Raw genomic sequence first — 16,153 nt, 5'->3', positions numbered from 1 at the left:
CGGGAGGTTGAGGGTCAGCGGGACGATTTCGGGTCAAGGGCATCGCGCAGCCCGTCGCCGAAGAGATTGAAGGCCAGCACCGTGATGAAAATCGCCATACCGGGGAAGAACATGAAATGCGGCACGTTGTAGAACTTCACCGCCTGCGAGATCATGCCTCCCCAGGTCGCCGTGGGCGCCTGGATACCGACTCCCAGGAACGAGAGTGCCGCCTCGAACATGACATTCGTCGGAATGAGCAACGTCGCGTAGATGAGAATCGGCGCGATCAGATTCGGCAGGATCTCACGGAACAGGATGTACGGTCCGCGGGCGCCCAGGCTACGGGCGGCGTCGACGAATTCACGTTCCCGCAGTGACAGTGTCTGGCCGCGGATGATCCTGCCGATGTACGGCCAGTTGAAGAAACCGATCACGAAGATCAGCAGGCCGATACGCAGCGTGTCGCCTGTCACCCCGAGGTCCTTCTCGAACTGACCGAGGACACCGACCAGGGCCATCGCGAAGACGAGCAGGGGGAAGGCGAGGAAGACGTCCATCGTGCGGCTGATCACGGTGTCGACCCAGCCACCGAAGTAACCGGCCATCACGCCCATGACGGTACCGATGACCACCGAGAGCAGGGTGGCGAGAACCGCGATCAGCAGCGAGATCCGCGCTCCGTAGACGACCCTGCTGAAAAGGTCACGGCCGTTGACCGGCTCCACCCCGAACAGGAACTCCCCGCTGATGCCCGTGCCGCCCTTGGGCGTCATGGTGGAGGTGTCGATCATCTCCTGGTGGAACTCGTTCGGCGGATGACCGAACAGGTTCACGATCAGCGGAGCGAAGATCGCGATGACGATCAGCAGAACGACCACGCCGGCACCGACGAGCGCGACCTTGTCGCGTTTCAGATGCATCCATGCGATCTGCCCGAGCGAGCGGCCTTGGACGGCCTTCACGCCCGCTCCCGCGAGCACTGCCTCCGGTGAGACCTCGGTGGTCTTACCGGGGGCGTCGAGCGGTGCGGTCATACAGTTGGCCCCCTGGATCCCAGACGACGTTGTCCGTCAACGCGTTTCCCGGGTCGGGTAGCGCGCCGTAAGTCTACGGGCCAGTAGTTCGTGGCCCCGTGCGCAGAATCTATGGGCTGAACTGCGCTGACCAGTCCTCTGGGGCGCTATGTGGCTTAACTGTGATTCACGCGAAATTCATTCGTTCTGATCTTGGAGCTAATGTCCGGAAGCCGTTCCGCTTCTGTCTTGGATTCGTGACATGGGAATGAGCCGATTACTCAGCGTCACCCGATCCCGCGACGCTTGAGGATGTCCTCGATATCGGAGAAGTCGTCGTCGGCGGCCGGCTTCGCGGCGGGTCCTGAGGCGGGCGCGGGCGCGGCCTTGCGCTGCGGCAACGGCTGCGTGGCGGCCGTCGCGGCCCCGCCCCGCCCGCCAGGCCCCGCCGCTGCCACAGCGGGCACAGAGGGCGCGGAGGACACCGGGGGCGCTGAGGACGCCGCGGCCCTGAGGCGGCGGCCACGCAGGAACCCGGAGACCAGGAAGAGCACCACGGCGAGTCCGGTCACCGCCACCCCGGACCACACCACGGGGTTGAACACCAGACCTGTGAGGAAACCGATGATCGCCGTGCCGATCTGCCACAGGGTGGGAAGCACGCCGGTCAGAAAGGCGGCGACGGGTAGCAGTGACCAGGCCGCGGCACGTAACCCCGCCGCGACGCCACGGCGCCGCATCAACAGGAAACTCAGCACCAGCCCCACACCGGTGACCCCGGCGCAGAGCGGCAACCACGCGATCTGATTGAACGACACAGCGGACCGCCCCTCATGTTGACCTATCCGACATCCATCCTGGCACGTCGGATCGGGACGGGCCCTCCTTCTCAAGGAGGGATCATCCCTTAGGGGGTGCGGCCAGGATCGTATGAAAGATCAGGGAGGATCCCCGACCACGCGCTCTCACGAAAGGGCGCACCGGCCGTCCTCATGTCATCCGCCGGACGACAGGGCCGCTCAGCGGACACCGGCGGACAGTGAGCGCAGCACCTCCACATCGACCTCATGCAGCGACCCGACGACAAGACGGCCCGGCGCACCGGGAATCGGCAGCACGCTCGGCACCGCCACCACCCGGCAGCCCGCCGCGGTAGCCGATGTCACCCCGTTCGGGGAATCCTCCAGCGCGACGCAGCGGGCCGGGTCCACGCCCAGCAGACGGGCCGCCGTCAGATAGGGCTCGGGATCGGGCTTGGTCCTCGCGACGTCGTCACCGGTGACCACGTGGTCGAAGTGATGCCTGCCGATGCTGCGCAGGCACGCCTCGGCGATCGACCGCGCCGAGGAGGTGACCAGGGCGGTGGCCATGCCCTCCCCGTGCACCCCCGCCAGCAGCTCGGCGGCGCCCGGCATCAGCTCCACACCACCGGCGAGCCTGGAGATCATGCCTTCCAGCATCCAGCGCTCCACCGCCTCGGGAGCGGCGCTCCCGCCGGAGACCCGGAGCATGTACGCCACGGTCGCCGACATCGAGCCGCCCACCATGTTCTCCTGGTGAGTGGCCCCCCACTCGCCGCCGAGCCGCTCCATCACCTCGGTCTCGACCCGGAACCAGATCTTCTCGCTGTCGACGAGAAGCCCATCCATGTCGAAGAGAACCGCTTCCATCCCCTTGTAGCCCCTCCGGCAGACGGTCACACGTTGAAGTAGTTGGCCTCAGGGTGATGGACGATCAGCGCGGACGTCGACTGTTCGGGATGGAGCTGGAACTCCTCGGACAGCTCGACACCGATCCTGGACGGGTCGAGCAACCCCATCAGCTGGACCTGATCCTCCAGATTGGGGCAGGCCGGGTAGCCGAAGGAGTAGCGGCAGCCCATGACGTTGACCTTGAGCATGTCCTCCAGGGACTCGTCACCGCCGATGCCCAGTTCGGTGCGCACCCGCGCGTGCCAGTACTCGGCCAGGGCCTCGGTCAGCTGCACCGACAGACCGTGCAGCTCCAGGTAGTCGCGGTAGGCGTCCTTGGCGAACAGCTCGGCCGCCGCCTCGGACACCCGGTTGCCCATCGTCGCGACCTGGAAGGCGACGACGTCGACCTCACCGGAGTCCTTGGAACGGAAGAAGTCGGACAGGCACAGGTGCCGGTCGCGGCGCTGGCGCGGGAAGGTGAACCGGGTGCGCTCGTTGCCCCCCTCGTCCAGGATGATCAGCGAGTCGCCGTCGCTGACGCACGGGAAGTAGCCGTAGACGACCGCCGCCTCCAGCAGGCCCTCGGTCTGCATCCGCTCCAGCCACATCCGCAGGCGCGGCCTGCCCTCGGTCTCGACCAGTTCCTCATAGGAGGGCCCGTCACCACCGCGGGCGGCCTTGAGGCCCCACTGACCCATGAACGTCGCCCGCTCGTCAAGGAACGCGGCGTACTCCGCGAGCGGTACGCCCTTGATGACGCGCTCGCCGAGGAAGGGCGCCGTCGGCACCGCGTTGTCGACGGCCACGTCGGAGCGGGCCGGTAGCTCCTCCACCGGCGTCCTGACCAGCGTGGCTCCGGTCTTGACCCGGCGCTCGCGCAGCGGCGGCAGGCTCGCGCCCTTCTCGCCGCGCTTGACCGCCATGAAGGCGTCCATCAGGCGCAGTCCCTCGAAGGCGTCGCGGGCGTAGCGGACCTCGCCCTGGAAGAGTTCCGCGAGGTCCTGCTCGACGTAGGCACGGGTCAGCGCGGCCCCGCCGAGCAGCACGGGGAACCTGGAGGAGATGCCCCTGGAGTTCATCTCCTCCAGGTTCTCCTTCATGACGACCGTGGACTTCACCAGCAGCCCGGACATGCCGATGACATCGGCCTTCTTCTCCTCCGCGGCCTCCAGGATGACCGACACCGGCTGCTTGATGCCGAGGTTGACGACCTCGTAGCCGTTGTTGGAGAGGATGATGTCGACCAGGTTCTTGCCGATGTCGTGCACGTCGCCCTTGACCGTGGCGAGCACGATGCGGCCCTTGGTCTCGCCCTCGACCCGGTCCATGTGCGGCTCCAGGTAGGCGACCGAGGTCTTCATCACCTCGGCCGACTGGAGCACGAACGGCAGCTGCATCTGGCCGGAGCCGAACAGCTCGCCGACGGTCTTCATGCCGTCGAGCAGCACGTCGTTGACGATCTCCAGGGCGGGGCGCTGGGCGAGGGCCTCGTCGAGGTCGGCCTCCAGGCCCTTGCGCTCGCCGTCGACGATGCGGCGCTTGAGCCGCTCCCACAGCGGCAGCGCGGCGAGTTCCTCGGCCTTGCTCGCTTTGAGAGCCGCGGCGTCGACGCCGTCGAACAGCTCCATGAACCGCTGCAGCGGGTCGTAACCCTCCCTGCGCCGGTCATAGACCATGTCCAGGGCGACCTGGCGCTGCTCCTCGGGGATGCGCGCCATCGGCAGGATCTTGGAGGCGTGCACGATCGCCGCGTCGAGGCCGGCGTTGACGCACTCGTTGAGGAAGACCGAGTTGAGCACGATGCGGGCGGCGGGGTTGAGACCGAACGACACGTTCGACAGGCCCAGAACCGTCTGCACCCCGGGATGGTGCCGCTTGATTTCCTTGATCGCCTCGATCGACTCCAGCGCATCGCGCCTGGTCTCCTCCTGGCCGGTGGCGATGGGGAAGGTGAGCACGTCGACGAGGATGTCCTCGACGTTCATACCCCACTTCGTGGTCAGGTCCTCGATGAGGCGCAGCGCGATCCGGACCTTCCAGTCGGCGGTGCGCGCCTGGCCCTCCTCGTCGATGGTCAGGGCCACCACGGCCGCGCCGTACTCGCGTACCAGCGTCATGTTCTTGTGGAAGCGCGACTCGACGCCGTCGCCCTCCTCGTAGTTGACCGAGTTGACGACCGCGCGCCCGCCGAGCATCTGCAGCCCGGCCTCCAGCACGGCGGGCTCGGTGGAGTCGAGGACGATCGGCAGCGTGGAGGCGGTGGCGAAGCGGAAGGCCAGCTCCTTCATGTCGGCCACGCCGTCGCGCCCCACGTAGTCGACGCACAGGTCGAGCATGTGCGCGCCGTCGCGGGCCTGCGCCCGTGCGATCTCCACGCACTCCTCCCAGTCCTGGGCGAGCATCGCCTCCCGGAATGCCTTGGAACCGACGGCGTTGGTGCGCTCGCCGATGGCCATGTACGAGATGTCCTGGCGGAAGGGGACGCTCTGGTAGAGAGAGGAGGCACCGGCCTCGGGGCGGGGCCGGCGCGAGGCCGTCTCCTGCCCGCGTACCCTCTCGACGACCCGGCGCAGGTGCTCGGGCGTGGTACCGCAGCAGCCGCCGATGAGGGAGAGGCCGTAGTCGCGGGTGAAGTTCTCGTGCGCCGAGGCCAGTTCCTCGGGGCTCAGCGGGTAGTAGGCGCCATCGGAGGTCAGCACGGGCAGTCCGGCGTTGGGCATGCACGAGAGGCGGACCCGGGCGTGGCGGGCCAGGTAGCGGAGGTGCTCGCTCATCTCGGCGGGACCGGTCGCGCAGTTCAGGCCGATCACGTCGACGCCGAGCGGCTCGATCGCGGTCAGTGCCGCGCCGATCTCCGAGCCCAGCAGCATCGCGCCGTTGGTCTCGATGGTCACCTGAGCGATGATCGGCACGTCCCGGCCGGCGTCGGCGATGGCCCGGCGCGCGCCGATCACCGCCGCCTTGACCTGGAGCAGGTCCTGGGAGGTCTCAATGATCAGGGCGTCGGCGCCACCGCCGACCAGCCCCGCGGCGTTGTCGTAGTAGGCGTCGCGCAGCACGGCGTACGGCTTGTGCCCGAGAGTCGGGAGCTTGGTGCCGGGGCCGATGGAGCCGAGCACGAAGCGCGGCCGCTCGGGGGTGGACCAGGCGTCGGCCGCCTGCCGGGCGACGCGGGCGCCGGCCTCCGAGTACTCGAAGACCCGCTCGGGGATGTCGTATTCACCGAGAGCCGAAAGGTTGGCCCCGAAGGTGTTGGTCTCGACGCAGTCGACCCCCACCTCGAAGTAGGCCTCGTGCACGGCGCGGACGATGTCGGGGCGGGTGACATTGAGCACCTCGTTGCAGCCCTCGTGGCCCTGGAAGTCGTCCAGGGTGACGTCGTGGGCCTGAAGCATCGTCCCCATGGCCCCGTCGGCGACCATCACGCGCTCGGCCAGGACTTCACGGAAGGACGGGGTGCTTGTCATGAGACAAGAGTACTGGGCTCCACATGGCCGTTATTGTTGTTGGCAACAATTGAACTTCTTGTCCAATTAACCACGGTCACCCCTGTGAGGCACCGATGGCGACCTACCGCACCATCCTTGTCGGCACCGACGGCTCCACCTCCTCCTTCGGCGCGGTCTCCTCGGCCGCCTCCCTAGCCGCCGCCACCGGCGCCGACCTGATCCTGGCCTGCGCCTACTCCCCCATGCGCGAGCGCGACCGCAACGCCGCCGCCGACGTCCTCGGCGACCTCTCCTACAAGGTGACCGGCTCCACCCCGGCGGACGACGCCCTGCGCGCCGCCCGGGAGCGCGCGGTCGCCGCGGGCGCCCGGACGATCGAACTGGCCGCCGAGGAGGGTGACGCGGTGGACGTGCTGGTCTCGCTCGCCGGCAGGCGCGGGGCCGATCTCGTGGTCGTCGGCAACCGGGGGCTCAACAGCCTGGCGGGGCGGCTGCTCGGCTCGGTGCCGTCCGGCGTGTCCCAGCGCGCGGGCTGCGACGTCCTGATCGTCCACACCACATCCGGAAGGTGACGTGAAGGTCCCCTCACGGCATAGGCTTAGCCGGATAGGACGGTGCGATGAGAAGGAGGGGGCGCGTGATCGAGATCGAAGGTCTGCCCGAGCTCGTCGACCCGGTGATGATCGCCGCGTTCGAGGGGTGGAACGACGCGGGTGAGGCCTCGAGCGGAGTGATCGCGCACCTCGAGGGCGAGTGGAAGGCGACCCCGCTGATCTCCCTGGACCCCGAGGAGTACTACGACTTCCAGGTGACCCGCCCGATCGTCGAGATGGGCGAGGGGCTGACGCGCTCCATCACCTGGCCGACCACGAAGCTGTCGGTGGCCAGGCCACCGGGCGTCGACCGCGACGTGGTGCTGCTCCGCGGTATCGAGCCCAACATGCGCTGGCGCGCCTTCTGCGAGGAGATCGTCCTGGTCTGCCGGGAGCTGGGGGTCGAGCTGGCGGTTCTGCTCGGCGCGCTGCTCAACGACTCGCCGCACACCCGTCCGGTGCCGATCGTGGGATCGGCGACCGACGAGGGGCTGGCCAGGGCGATCAACCTGGAGCTGAGCCGCTACGAGGGACCGACCGGCATCGTCGGCGTGCTCCAGCAGTCCCTGGGCGCGGCCGGGCTGCACGCCGTGTCGCTGTGGGCCTCGGTGCCGCACTACGTGGCCCAGCCCCCCAACCCGAAGGCCACCATGGCGCTGCTCAGCCGGATGGAGGACCTGCTCGACATCCCGATGCCGCTGGGCGAGCTGGCCGAGGAGTCCCGGGCCTGGGAGCACGGCGTCGACGAGCTGGCCTCTCAGGACAGCGAGGTCGCCGAGTACGTCAAGGAGCTGGAGGAGCGCAAGGACGCCGCCGAGCTGCCCGAGGCCAGTGGTGACGCCATCGCCGCCGAGTTCGAGCGCTACCTGCGCCGGCGCGACCGCGACTCCGACGGCTGAGCCCGCGGCCGGCGGTCACCACCGGTCGTTCCCCTCCGCCAGGACCGGGCGCGCGGAGACCAGGCGCCTCCGGTCCAAGGTCACCGGCGCCGGGCACACCTGGTCGAACCTGGCCCACACCAGCGCGGCCAGATCGGCGTCCACCCCCAGGGGTGCGGCGACCAGGTCGGCCCCGGACGTCTCCAGGCGGTCCTGGAAGAAGCCCGGGGCCAGGAGGTAGGAGGCGAGCGCGATCCGCGGCGCGGGTCCTGAGCGCAGCCGCTCCAGGACCTCGGCGATCGAGGGGGTGCCCGTCGCGGCGAAGGCCGCGGTGACGGGGCGGGAGAGCCGGACCGAAAGCAGCCGGGCCACCGCCCGCACGTCGGCCGGCGCCGCAGGGTCGGACGACCCCGCGGCTCCCAGGATCACCGAGTCCGCCGCCCTCAGCCCCGCGGCGGCCAGTCGTCTGGCGAGCACGGCCGCGAGCAGCGGATGCGGCCCCAGCGGGGCCGTCACCGTGGCGTCCGGCCTGGCCGCGGCCACCACCGCGGGCAGGTCGATGTGGACGTGGTAGCCGCCCGCCAGCAGCAGCGGGACCACCACGACAGGGCCGGGCACGCGGGCAAGCACGTCGGCCAGCGGGGGTGAGCTGATCTCCAGGAACGCCTGCTCGACGCGCGTTCCCCGGCGGCCCTCGCGTACCAGGTCACGCAGACCGGCCAGGGTCTCCTCCCCCCTCGCGCTGCGCGTCCCGTGCCTGGCGAGAACCAGCGTCGTCACAGGCCTTCGCCCCGGTCGCAGGCCAGGCGGTAACCGCGTTTGACGACCGTCTCGACGATTCCCGAGGGGCCGAGCGCCCGGCGCAGGCGGGTGATGGCCATCTCGACCGCATGCTCGGCCGAGTCCCGCGACGGGCCGCCGGGGAGCACTGTCCGCAGGTCGGAGCGGGCCACCACGTGCCCGGGTTTGTCGGCCAGACGCTTGAGCACCGCCATCGGCGCCGGCGGCAGCGGCTTCAGTTCGCCGTCCACCGCGACGGCGTGACCGCGGATCTCCAGCCGGTGGCCGCCCGCGACCAGGCGGGTGACGCTGTGCTCGGGCAGGTGCCTGGCGAGGGTACGGGCCAGCGTGCCCAGGCGGGAGCGCTCGGGCTGCACGGTGGGCACCCCGCGTGCCTCCAGGGGCCCGGCGGTGACCGGGCCCACGCAGGCGGCGACGACCGGCCCCGCGAAGGCCGCGACCAGTGCGTCCTCCAGGCCGTCCGCGCGGGCCGAGTTGAGCATGGCCAGCACGGCCGGGGCACTGGTGAAGGCCACCGCGTCCACCCCGCCGGAGATCGCCTGGCTGACCAGGCGGCGCAGCGGCGACACGTCCCGGTAGGGCAGCCACCGGTAGACCGGCACCTCGATGACCTCCGCGCCGGCTTCGCGCAGTGCGGCCACGAAGCCGGTCAGCGGCTCCCCGTGCAGTTGCACGGCGATGCGGCGGCCGCGCAGGTCCTGGGCCAGGAGGTGCTGCTTGACCTCCTCGCACGACTCCGTGGGCGGGGTCCAGTGGTCGTTCAGCCCGGCGGCCCTGACCGCGCCGCGGGCCTTGGGCCCGCGGGTCAGCAGCCGTGCGGAGGTCAGGTGCTCGGCGAGGTCGCCCGCCAGCCCCCAGCCCTCGGCGGCGGCCATCCATCCCCGGAAGCCGACGCCGGTGGTGACCACCACGTCGTCGATCGGGGCCGACAGGCCGGCGCGCGTCGCGGCCAGCAGGTCGGCGTCCTCGGCCAGGGGTACCAGGCGGATCGCGGGGGCGCGCACCACCCTGGCGCCCCTGCGTTCCAGCAGCGCGCAGAACTCCTCGCGCCGCCGGGTGGCGGTGACCCCGATCGTGAACCCGGCCAGCGCGTCGGGCGCGGTCTCGGGAGAGTCGACGGGGCTGTCCAGAACGGCGATGCTCATCTGTCGTTCACCACTCCTCGCTTGATCTTCTTCAGGTATCCGGCCGCCTGCGGGCTCACCCCGTGCCCACCTCCACCGTTTCGCCGGTGAGGCGGACCGGGTAGGTCGGCACGGCCGTCGCGGGGTCGTCCAGGCACACCCCCGTCGCAAGGGAGAAGGCCTGCTTGTGCATGGGGGAGACCACCACCGGTTCGCCGGCCCTGGTGCCCATGATCCCGCGGGACAGGACGTGGGCACCGCTGAACGGGTCACGGTTGCCGATCGCGAACAGGGTGCCGTCGAAGGCACGGAACAGCGCGATCTGGCGACCACCGACGAGCGCGCACACGCCGCGCTCGGGCAGCAGGTCGGTGTAGGAGCAGATCGGCGTCCAGCCGGCCTGCTCCAGCTCTTCGCTCAGGACGGTCATCGGTGAGCGCCTCTCCTCTGGATGTCGGCGGTGGCGGACCGGAGCGGGCCTCCCACCGCGCCGGCGGGGGATGTGGGACATGGGGCGGCTGGTCAGGAACGGACCACCTCCAGCGGGATGAGGACCGGTTTCACCTGGTCACGCTGGGGTTCGAAGGCGATCGAGGGGTCCGGCGTACCGGGGGCGTTGATGAAGGAGACAAACCGCCGTAGCCTCTCCGGGTCCTCGATCGTGGCGCGCCACTCGTCGGCGTAGCCGGCCACGTGCCGCTCCATCTGCGCCTCCAGATCGGCGCAGATCCCGAGGGAGTCCTCCAGGACGACCTCCCTGACGTAGGCCGGCCCCTGTGCCTCCAGCCAGGCGGAGGTGCGCTGCAGGCGGTCGGCGGTACGGATGTAGAACATCAGGAACCGGTCGATGACGCGAACCAGTTCCTCGGTGCCCAGATCGGAGGCGAACAGGTCGGCGTGGCGCGGGCTGAAGCCGCCGTTGCCGCCCACGTGGAGGTTCCAGCCTCGCTCGGTGGCGATGACGCCGAAGTCCTTGCCCCTGGCCTCGGCGCACTCTCGGGCGCAGCCGGAGACCGCCGACTTCAGCTTGTGCGGCGAGCGCAGCCCCCGGTAGCGCAGCTCCAGCGCGATGGCCAGGCCGACGGCGTCCTGCACGCCGTACCGGCACCAGGCCGAACCCACGCAGGACTTCACGGTGCGCAGCGCCTTGCCGTACGCGTGCCCGGACTCGAAGCCCGCGTCCACCAGGCGCTTCCAGATCAGCGGAAGTTGCTCCACACGGGCCCCGAGCAGGTCGATCCGCTGCCCGCCAGTGATCTTGGTGTACAGGCCGAAGTCGCGGGCCACCTCGCCGATCACGATGAGCCCGTCCGGGGTGATCTCCCCACCGGGGACGCGCGGCACCACCGAGTAGGTGCCGTTGCGCTGGATGTTGGCCAGGAAGTGATCGTTGGTGTCCTGCAGGGCGGCCTGCTCTCCGTCGAGGATGTGGCCGCCGCCGAGCGAGGCGAGGATCGAGGCGACCACCGGCTTGCACACGTCACAACCGCGCCCGGTGCCGTGCTCGGCGATCAGCTGGGAGAACGTCGTGATGGCGCGCACCCGGACGATGTCGAACAGCTCCGCCCTGCTGTACGCGAAGTGCTCGCACAGAGCCTTGGTGGGTTCGACGCCCGATTTGACGAGAATCTGGTTGAGCATCGGGACGCAGCTGCCGCAGGTGGTGCCCGCGCGGGTGCAGCCCTTGATCCCGGCCACGTCGGTGAGACCGTGGTCGGCGATGGCGGCACGCACCTGCCCCTTGGTGACGTTGTTGCAGGAGCAGACCTGCGCGTCGTCGGGGAGCTCCACGCTCGCCGGGCCACCGCTGAACAACAGCTCGCTCGGCGATCCCGGCAGATCGCGGCCGACGAAGGGCTTCAGGGTGTTGTACGGGGTGGCGTCGCCGACGCAGATCCCGCCGAGCAGGGTGCGCGCGTCGTCGCTGACGAACAGCTTCTGGTAGACCCCGCCCACCGGATCCATGAAGGTCACGTCCAGCGCGCCGTCCATGGCGCCGAACTGGGCGACCTCCACACCGAGCAGTTTGAGCTTGGTGGAGAGATCCGCACGGGTGAAGACCGCCCCGCCGCCGAGGATGCGGTCGGCGGCGACCTCGGCCATCGTGAGGCACGGGCCGGCCAGCCCGTAGACCACGCCCTCGTGCGACGCGCACTCGCCGATCGCGTAGATCGCCGGGTCGGCGGTGCGCATCCGGTCGTCCACGACGATCCCACCGCGCCCGCCAACCTCCAGGCCGGCCTGCCCGGCCAGCTCGTCACGGGGCCTGACCCCGGCGGAGAAGATCACGATCTGCGCCTCGACGGTCTCCCCGTCCGGCTTGACCAGGCCCGCCACCCGACCGTCCGGGCCCGCGACGATCTCCCGCACACCCGCCTCGGTGTGCACCCTCAGGCCGAGCGCCTCCACGTGACCGCGCAGGACCGCGCCGCCGCCCTCGTCGACCTGGCGGGGCATGAGCCAGCCGCCCATCTCCACCACGTGCGTCGACAGGCCCAGACCACGCAGGGCGTCGGCGGCCTCCAGCCCCAGCAGCCCGCCGCCGACCACGACGCCGCTCGTGGCGGCCGAGGCGGCCTCCCTGATCGCGTCGAGATCGTCGATCGTGCGGTAGGTGAAGCAGCCGTCCAGTTCCCTGCCCGGCACCGGCGGCACGAACGGGCTGGACCCGGTGGCCAGCACCAGCACGTCGTACGGCTCGCGATTGCCGTCCGCGGTGGTGACCTCCTTCTTCCACCTGTCGATGTCGACGACCCTGGACGACAGGCGCGGCACGACCCCCTCCGGCACCGGGTAGCTGAGATCCTCGACGCTTCTGCCCGCCAGGTAGGAGGTCAGCGCCACCCGGTCGTAGGCCGGTCTGGGCTCCTCCCCCAGCACCGTGATCCGGCCCGTGAACCCCTTGGCGACCAGGGCCTCGACCAGCCGGTGCGATGTCGGTCCGTTTCCCACCACGACAAGTCGTGACATGATCGCGTTCGCCCTTCCGTCCGCTCCGTCTGCCCGTCCCCGATGGATCGCCCCGCTCACCGGTCGGGGCGGCTCCGTGTCCGTCCGGCGCCCGGCCGTTCCCTCGCCTCCAGCGCCGGTCACGCCGAGACTCCTTCCTGCTCACAGAGCCAGCCGACGATGCCCTCGACCGCGTCGCGGCAGCCACCGCAGCCGGTGGTGGCGCGGGTCGCGGCGGCCACGGCCGCGACGTCCCTGGCGCCCGACTCCCAGCAGGCCCTGATCTGCCCCTTGGTCACGTCGTTGCACTGGCAGACCTTCGCCGCGTCCGGCATCCTGACCGGGCTCTCGGCTACCGCGTTGCCCTGCAGACCGGGGAAGAGCAGGCCGGCCCGGTCTCCCGGCAGCGGCCCGCCCCGGTCGAACAACTGGGTGAGGTCGCCCACCGCCGACGTCTCACCGAGGAGGATCACGCCGACCAGGCGGCCGTCGCGGATGACGAGCTTGCGGTACGTGCCCGCCGCCCGGTGGCTGAACCGCACGACCTCTGCGTCGTCCTCGGTCAGGTGCGTCTCGCCCATCGCGGCCAGCTCCACGCTCCTGGCCTTCAACCGGGTCACCAGCCGCGATCCCCGGTATCGGGCGGCCTTGTCGGCCCTCGTGACGATGTCGGCGACCACCGCGGCCTGCTCCCAGGCGGGCGCGACCAGCCCGTAGACCCTGCCCCGGTGCTCGGCGCACTCGCCGATCGCGAAGATCGACGGGTCGTCGGTGCGCATCTCGTCGTCGACGACGATCCCGCGCGCCACCTCCAGCCCGGCCTCGCGGGCCAGCCCGGTCACCGGGCGGACCCCGCAGGCGAGCACCACCAGATCGGCCTCGACCGTGTCGTCTCCCGCGAGCCGCACACCGCCGTCGAGGATCTCCTCGACCACGACACCGGTCCTGATCCTCACCCCCAGCCCGCCCAGGGTCTGGCCGAGCACCAGCCCTGCCTCGGCGTCCAGCTGACGGTCCATCAGGTGCCCGGCCAGGTGCAGCAGCGTCACCGGCAGGCCGCGCCCGGCCAGGCCACGCGCCGCCTCGACTCCGAGCAGACCGCCTCCGATCACCACGGCGTGCCGCGCCGCGCCGGCGGCCCGCAGGATCCTCCTGCAGTCGTCCATCGTGCGGAACGTAACGGCCCTGCCCGCACCCGGTACCGGCGGCACGACCGCCTCGCTGCCTGTCGCCAGCACGAGGACGTCGTACGGCTCGCGCCTGCCCGTGGCGGTGAGCACGGCCCGGTTCTCCCGGTCCACGGCGGTCACCTCGACCCCGGGCAGCGCCGTCACCGAATGATCGGCGTACCAGGCCGGGTCGAGTAATCGCACCTGGTCGGGCGGCATCGTCCCGGCCACGACGTTCGACAGCAGCACGCGGTTGTAGGGCTGCGACTCCTCGGCCCCGAACACGGTCAGCCCGACGTGCTGGTCACGGGCACGGATCTCGCTCACCAGACGGGCGCCCGCCATCCCGTTGCCCACGACCACGATCCGGGTCATCCGGCACGCTCCACTCTGACCGCGCAGACCTTGAACTCCGGCATCCTCGACACCGGGTCCAGCGCGGGGTTGGTGAGCAGGTTGACGCCCGGCCAGTGGAACGGCATGAACACGGTGTCCTGCCGGATCGCCGGATTGACCCTGGCCGGCGCCTCGGTCGCGCCGCGCCGGCTGACCACCCGCAGCATCTCCCCCGGGGCCACGTCCAGGTGCTCGGCGAGATCGGGGTGGAGTTCCACGAACGCCTCGGGTGCCGCCATGTTCAGCGTGGCGATCCGCCGGGTCTGCGCACCGCTCTGGTAGTGCGCGAGCACCCGTCCCGTCGTGAGACGGAGCGGATATTCCGGGTCGACGTCCTCCTCGGGCGGACGGTGCTCGACCGGTACGAACCGGGCGCGCCCGTCGGGCGTGGCGAAGCCGTCCAGAAAAGGCCGGGGAGTACCCGGGTGATCCTCGGCCGGGCAGGGCCAGAACACCCCGGTCTCGGCGGCTATCCGCTCATAGGTGATGCCGGCGTAGTCGGCGATCCCACCTGCCGAGGCCCGGCGGAGCTCATCGAAGACCTCACGCGGATCGGTGGGGAAACCCTCGGCTCCGGCTGTCCCGCGCAGTCTCGTGGCGAGTCCCCGGAGAATCTCAAGGTCGCTCCGCACCCCTGACGGCGGAGCGGCCGCCTGGCGGCGGAGCAGCACCCGGCCCTCCAGATTCGTCATGGTGCCGTTCTCCTCGGCCCACTGGGTGGTGGGCAGCACGACGTCGGCCATCGCGGCCGTCTCCGACAGGACCAGGTCCGAGACCACGAGCAGGTCCAGTGAGCCGAGCCGCTCGGCGACGTGCCCGGCACGCGGCGCGGAGACCAGCGGGTTGGAGCCGAACAACAGCAGCGCCCGGGGGCCGCCGCCGGTGCCGAGCACGTCCAGCAGTTCGTAGGCGGAGCGGCCGGGCCCCGGTAGGTCATCGGGGTCGACGCCCCACACGGCGGCGACGTGGGCGCGGGCCGCCGGATCATCGATCCTGCGGTAGCCGGGGAGCTGGTCGGCCTTCTGCCCGTGCTCACGGCCTCCCTGCCCGTTGCCCTGCCCGGTGACAGCGCCGTAACCCGACCCCTCGCGCCCCGGCAGCCCGAGGGCGAGCGCGAGGTTGACGAACGCGCTGACGGTGTCGGTGCCCTTGGCGTGCTGCTCGGCGCCGCGCCCGGTGAGGATCGCCGCCCGGCTCGCGCCCGCGAGGATCGCGACCGCGGCGTGCATCCGGGCGACCGGCACACCGGTGATCCGTTCCACTCGCTCGGGCCACCAGGCCGCGACCGAGGTGCGGACCGCGTCGAACCCGCTCGTCCTGGCGGCCACGTAGTCCTCGTCGACCTCACCTTCGGCGACCACGATGTGCAGCAGGCCCAGCGCCAACGCCAGGTCGGTGCCGGGGGTCGGCTGCAGGTGCAGGTCGGCCTGCCGGGCGGTCGCGGTGACCCGCGGGTCGATGACGATCAGCCGGCCGCCCGCCGCGCGCATCGCGGTGAGGTGACGGACGAACGGCGGCATGGTCTCGGCCACGTTTCCGCCCGCGATCAGGACCGCGTCGGCGCGGGCGAGGTCGGTGATCGGGAAAGGCAGGCCACGGTCCATCCCGAAGGCTCGGTCGGTGGCCGCGGCGGCCGAGGACATGCAGAACCGGCCGTTGTAGTCGATCTGGCTGGTCCGCAACACCACCCGGGCGAACTTGCCGAGCTGGTACGCCTTCTCGTTGGTGAGGCCGCCGCCGCCGAACACGGCCACGCCGTCGGGGCCGTGTTCGGCCTGGACGGCACGTATCCGGCCGGCGACAAAGCCGAGCGCCTCGTCCCAGCCGACCTCCTCGCCGTGCAACAGCGGGGTGGTCAGCCGCTCGCCGGTGAGGAGCTCACCGGCGGTCCAGCCCTTCTGGCACAGTCCTCCCGCATTGGCCGGGACGTCGTGCCGCGGAGTGATCGTGATGGTCTCGTCCACCGCGACGTTCATGCCGCACTGCAGAGCGCAGTAGGGGCAGTGCGTCGCCGTCCCACCCTTCACAGGTGTCTGGGGAGAAAGTGAGACCGGCATGGGTCCGATGGTGCTTTCAGGCGGTTTCACCGTGAGGTCTCCCCTGTT

At 70.6% G+C, this 16,153-nt stretch carries 12 protein-coding genes; 2 read left to right on the top strand and 10 right to left on the bottom strand.

All coding sequences use genetic code 11. The features are described from left to right. Positions 1 to 14: 14 nt before the first annotated feature. The 4 genes from ACQP0P_RS19525 to metH form a co-directional block, all read right to left on the bottom strand. Entirely contained in the window at positions 15 to 1,016 is a 1,002-nt protein-coding gene (locus ACQP0P_RS19525; protein ID WP_433378766.1) for an ABC transporter permease, read from the bottom strand. A 266-nt stretch (positions 1,017 to 1,282) separates the two neighbouring features. Next, positions 1,283 to 1,813 carry a cellulose synthase gene (locus ACQP0P_RS19520; RefSeq protein WP_433378763.1) on the bottom strand — a complete coding sequence of 177 codons (531 nt, stop codon included), beginning with the start codon at positions 1,811 to 1,813 and terminating at the stop codon, positions 1,283 to 1,285. Positions 1,814 to 2,014: 201 nt separating this feature from the next. Further along, positions 2,015 to 2,665, bottom strand: a complete 651-nt coding sequence (locus ACQP0P_RS19515) for an HAD family hydrolase (RefSeq protein ID WP_433378761.1) — start codon at positions 2,663 to 2,665, stop codon at positions 2,015 to 2,017. A gap of 26 nt (positions 2,666 to 2,691) precedes the next feature. Next, the gene (gene metH, locus ACQP0P_RS19510; protein ID WP_433378758.1) at positions 2,692 to 6,156 is read right to left on the bottom strand and encodes a methionine synthase; all 3,465 of its coding nucleotides are present in this window, start codon (positions 6,154 to 6,156) and stop codon (positions 2,692 to 2,694) included. A 95-nt stretch (positions 6,157 to 6,251) separates the two neighbouring features. Here metH and ACQP0P_RS19505 point away from each other — a divergent pair, with 95 nt between their 5' ends. Then, positions 6,252 to 6,710: a universal stress protein gene (locus tag ACQP0P_RS19505; protein ID WP_433378754.1), complete on the top strand. Its 459-nt coding sequence runs from the start codon at positions 6,252 to 6,254 to the stop codon at positions 6,708 to 6,710. A gap of 65 nt (positions 6,711 to 6,775) precedes the next feature. After that, on the top strand, positions 6,776 to 7,630 hold the full coding sequence (locus ACQP0P_RS19500; protein WP_350955563.1) for a PAC2 family protein: 855 nt from the start codon (positions 6,776 to 6,778) through the stop codon (positions 7,628 to 7,630). A gap of 15 nt (positions 7,631 to 7,645) precedes the next feature. Here the strand turns inward: ACQP0P_RS19500 and ACQP0P_RS19495 are convergent, their stop codons facing one another. The 6 genes from ACQP0P_RS19495 to ACQP0P_RS19470 form a co-directional block, all read right to left on the bottom strand. After that, on the bottom strand, positions 7,646 to 8,389 hold the full coding sequence (locus ACQP0P_RS19495) for a sirohydrochlorin chelatase (RefSeq protein WP_433378750.1): 744 nt from the start codon (positions 8,387 to 8,389) through the stop codon (positions 7,646 to 7,648). Beyond that, complete coding sequence (locus ACQP0P_RS19490; protein ID WP_433378747.1) at positions 8,386 to 9,555, bottom strand: uroporphyrinogen-III synthase; 1,170 nt, start codon at positions 9,553 to 9,555, stop codon at positions 8,386 to 8,388. Before ACQP0P_RS19490 ends, ACQP0P_RS19495 begins: the two co-directional genes overlap by 4 nt. Before the next feature lie 55 nt (positions 9,556 to 9,610). Continuing rightward, the gene (nirD, locus tag ACQP0P_RS19485) at positions 9,611 to 9,964 is read right to left on the bottom strand and encodes a nitrite reductase small subunit NirD (protein ID WP_433378744.1); all 354 of its coding nucleotides are present in this window, start codon (positions 9,962 to 9,964) and stop codon (positions 9,611 to 9,613) included. A gap of 92 nt (positions 9,965 to 10,056) precedes the next feature. Then, a complete protein-coding gene (nirB, locus tag ACQP0P_RS19480) occupies positions 10,057 to 12,504 on the bottom strand; it encodes a nitrite reductase large subunit NirB (RefSeq protein WP_433378741.1) in 2,448 nt (815 codons plus the stop codon). 119 nt (positions 12,505 to 12,623) lie between these two features. Next, a complete protein-coding gene (locus ACQP0P_RS19475) occupies positions 12,624 to 14,027 on the bottom strand; it encodes an FAD-dependent oxidoreductase (RefSeq protein WP_433378738.1) in 1,404 nt (467 codons plus the stop codon). Then, positions 14,024 to 16,105 carry a molybdopterin oxidoreductase family protein gene (locus ACQP0P_RS19470; RefSeq protein WP_433378735.1) on the bottom strand — a complete coding sequence of 694 codons (2,082 nt, stop codon included), beginning with the start codon at positions 16,103 to 16,105 and terminating at the stop codon, positions 14,024 to 14,026. Before ACQP0P_RS19470 ends, ACQP0P_RS19475 begins: the two co-directional genes overlap by 4 nt. Positions 16,106 to 16,153: the final 48 nt, after the last annotated feature.

It is taken from the genome of Streptosporangium sp. CA-115845 (assembly GCF_050943795.1).
Lineage (GTDB): Bacteria > Actinomycetota > Actinomycetes > Streptosporangiales > Streptosporangiaceae > Streptosporangium.
The sequence above is the reverse complement of the archived record's forward strand: the minus strand, read 5'-3'. Positions and strand labels throughout refer to the sequence as shown.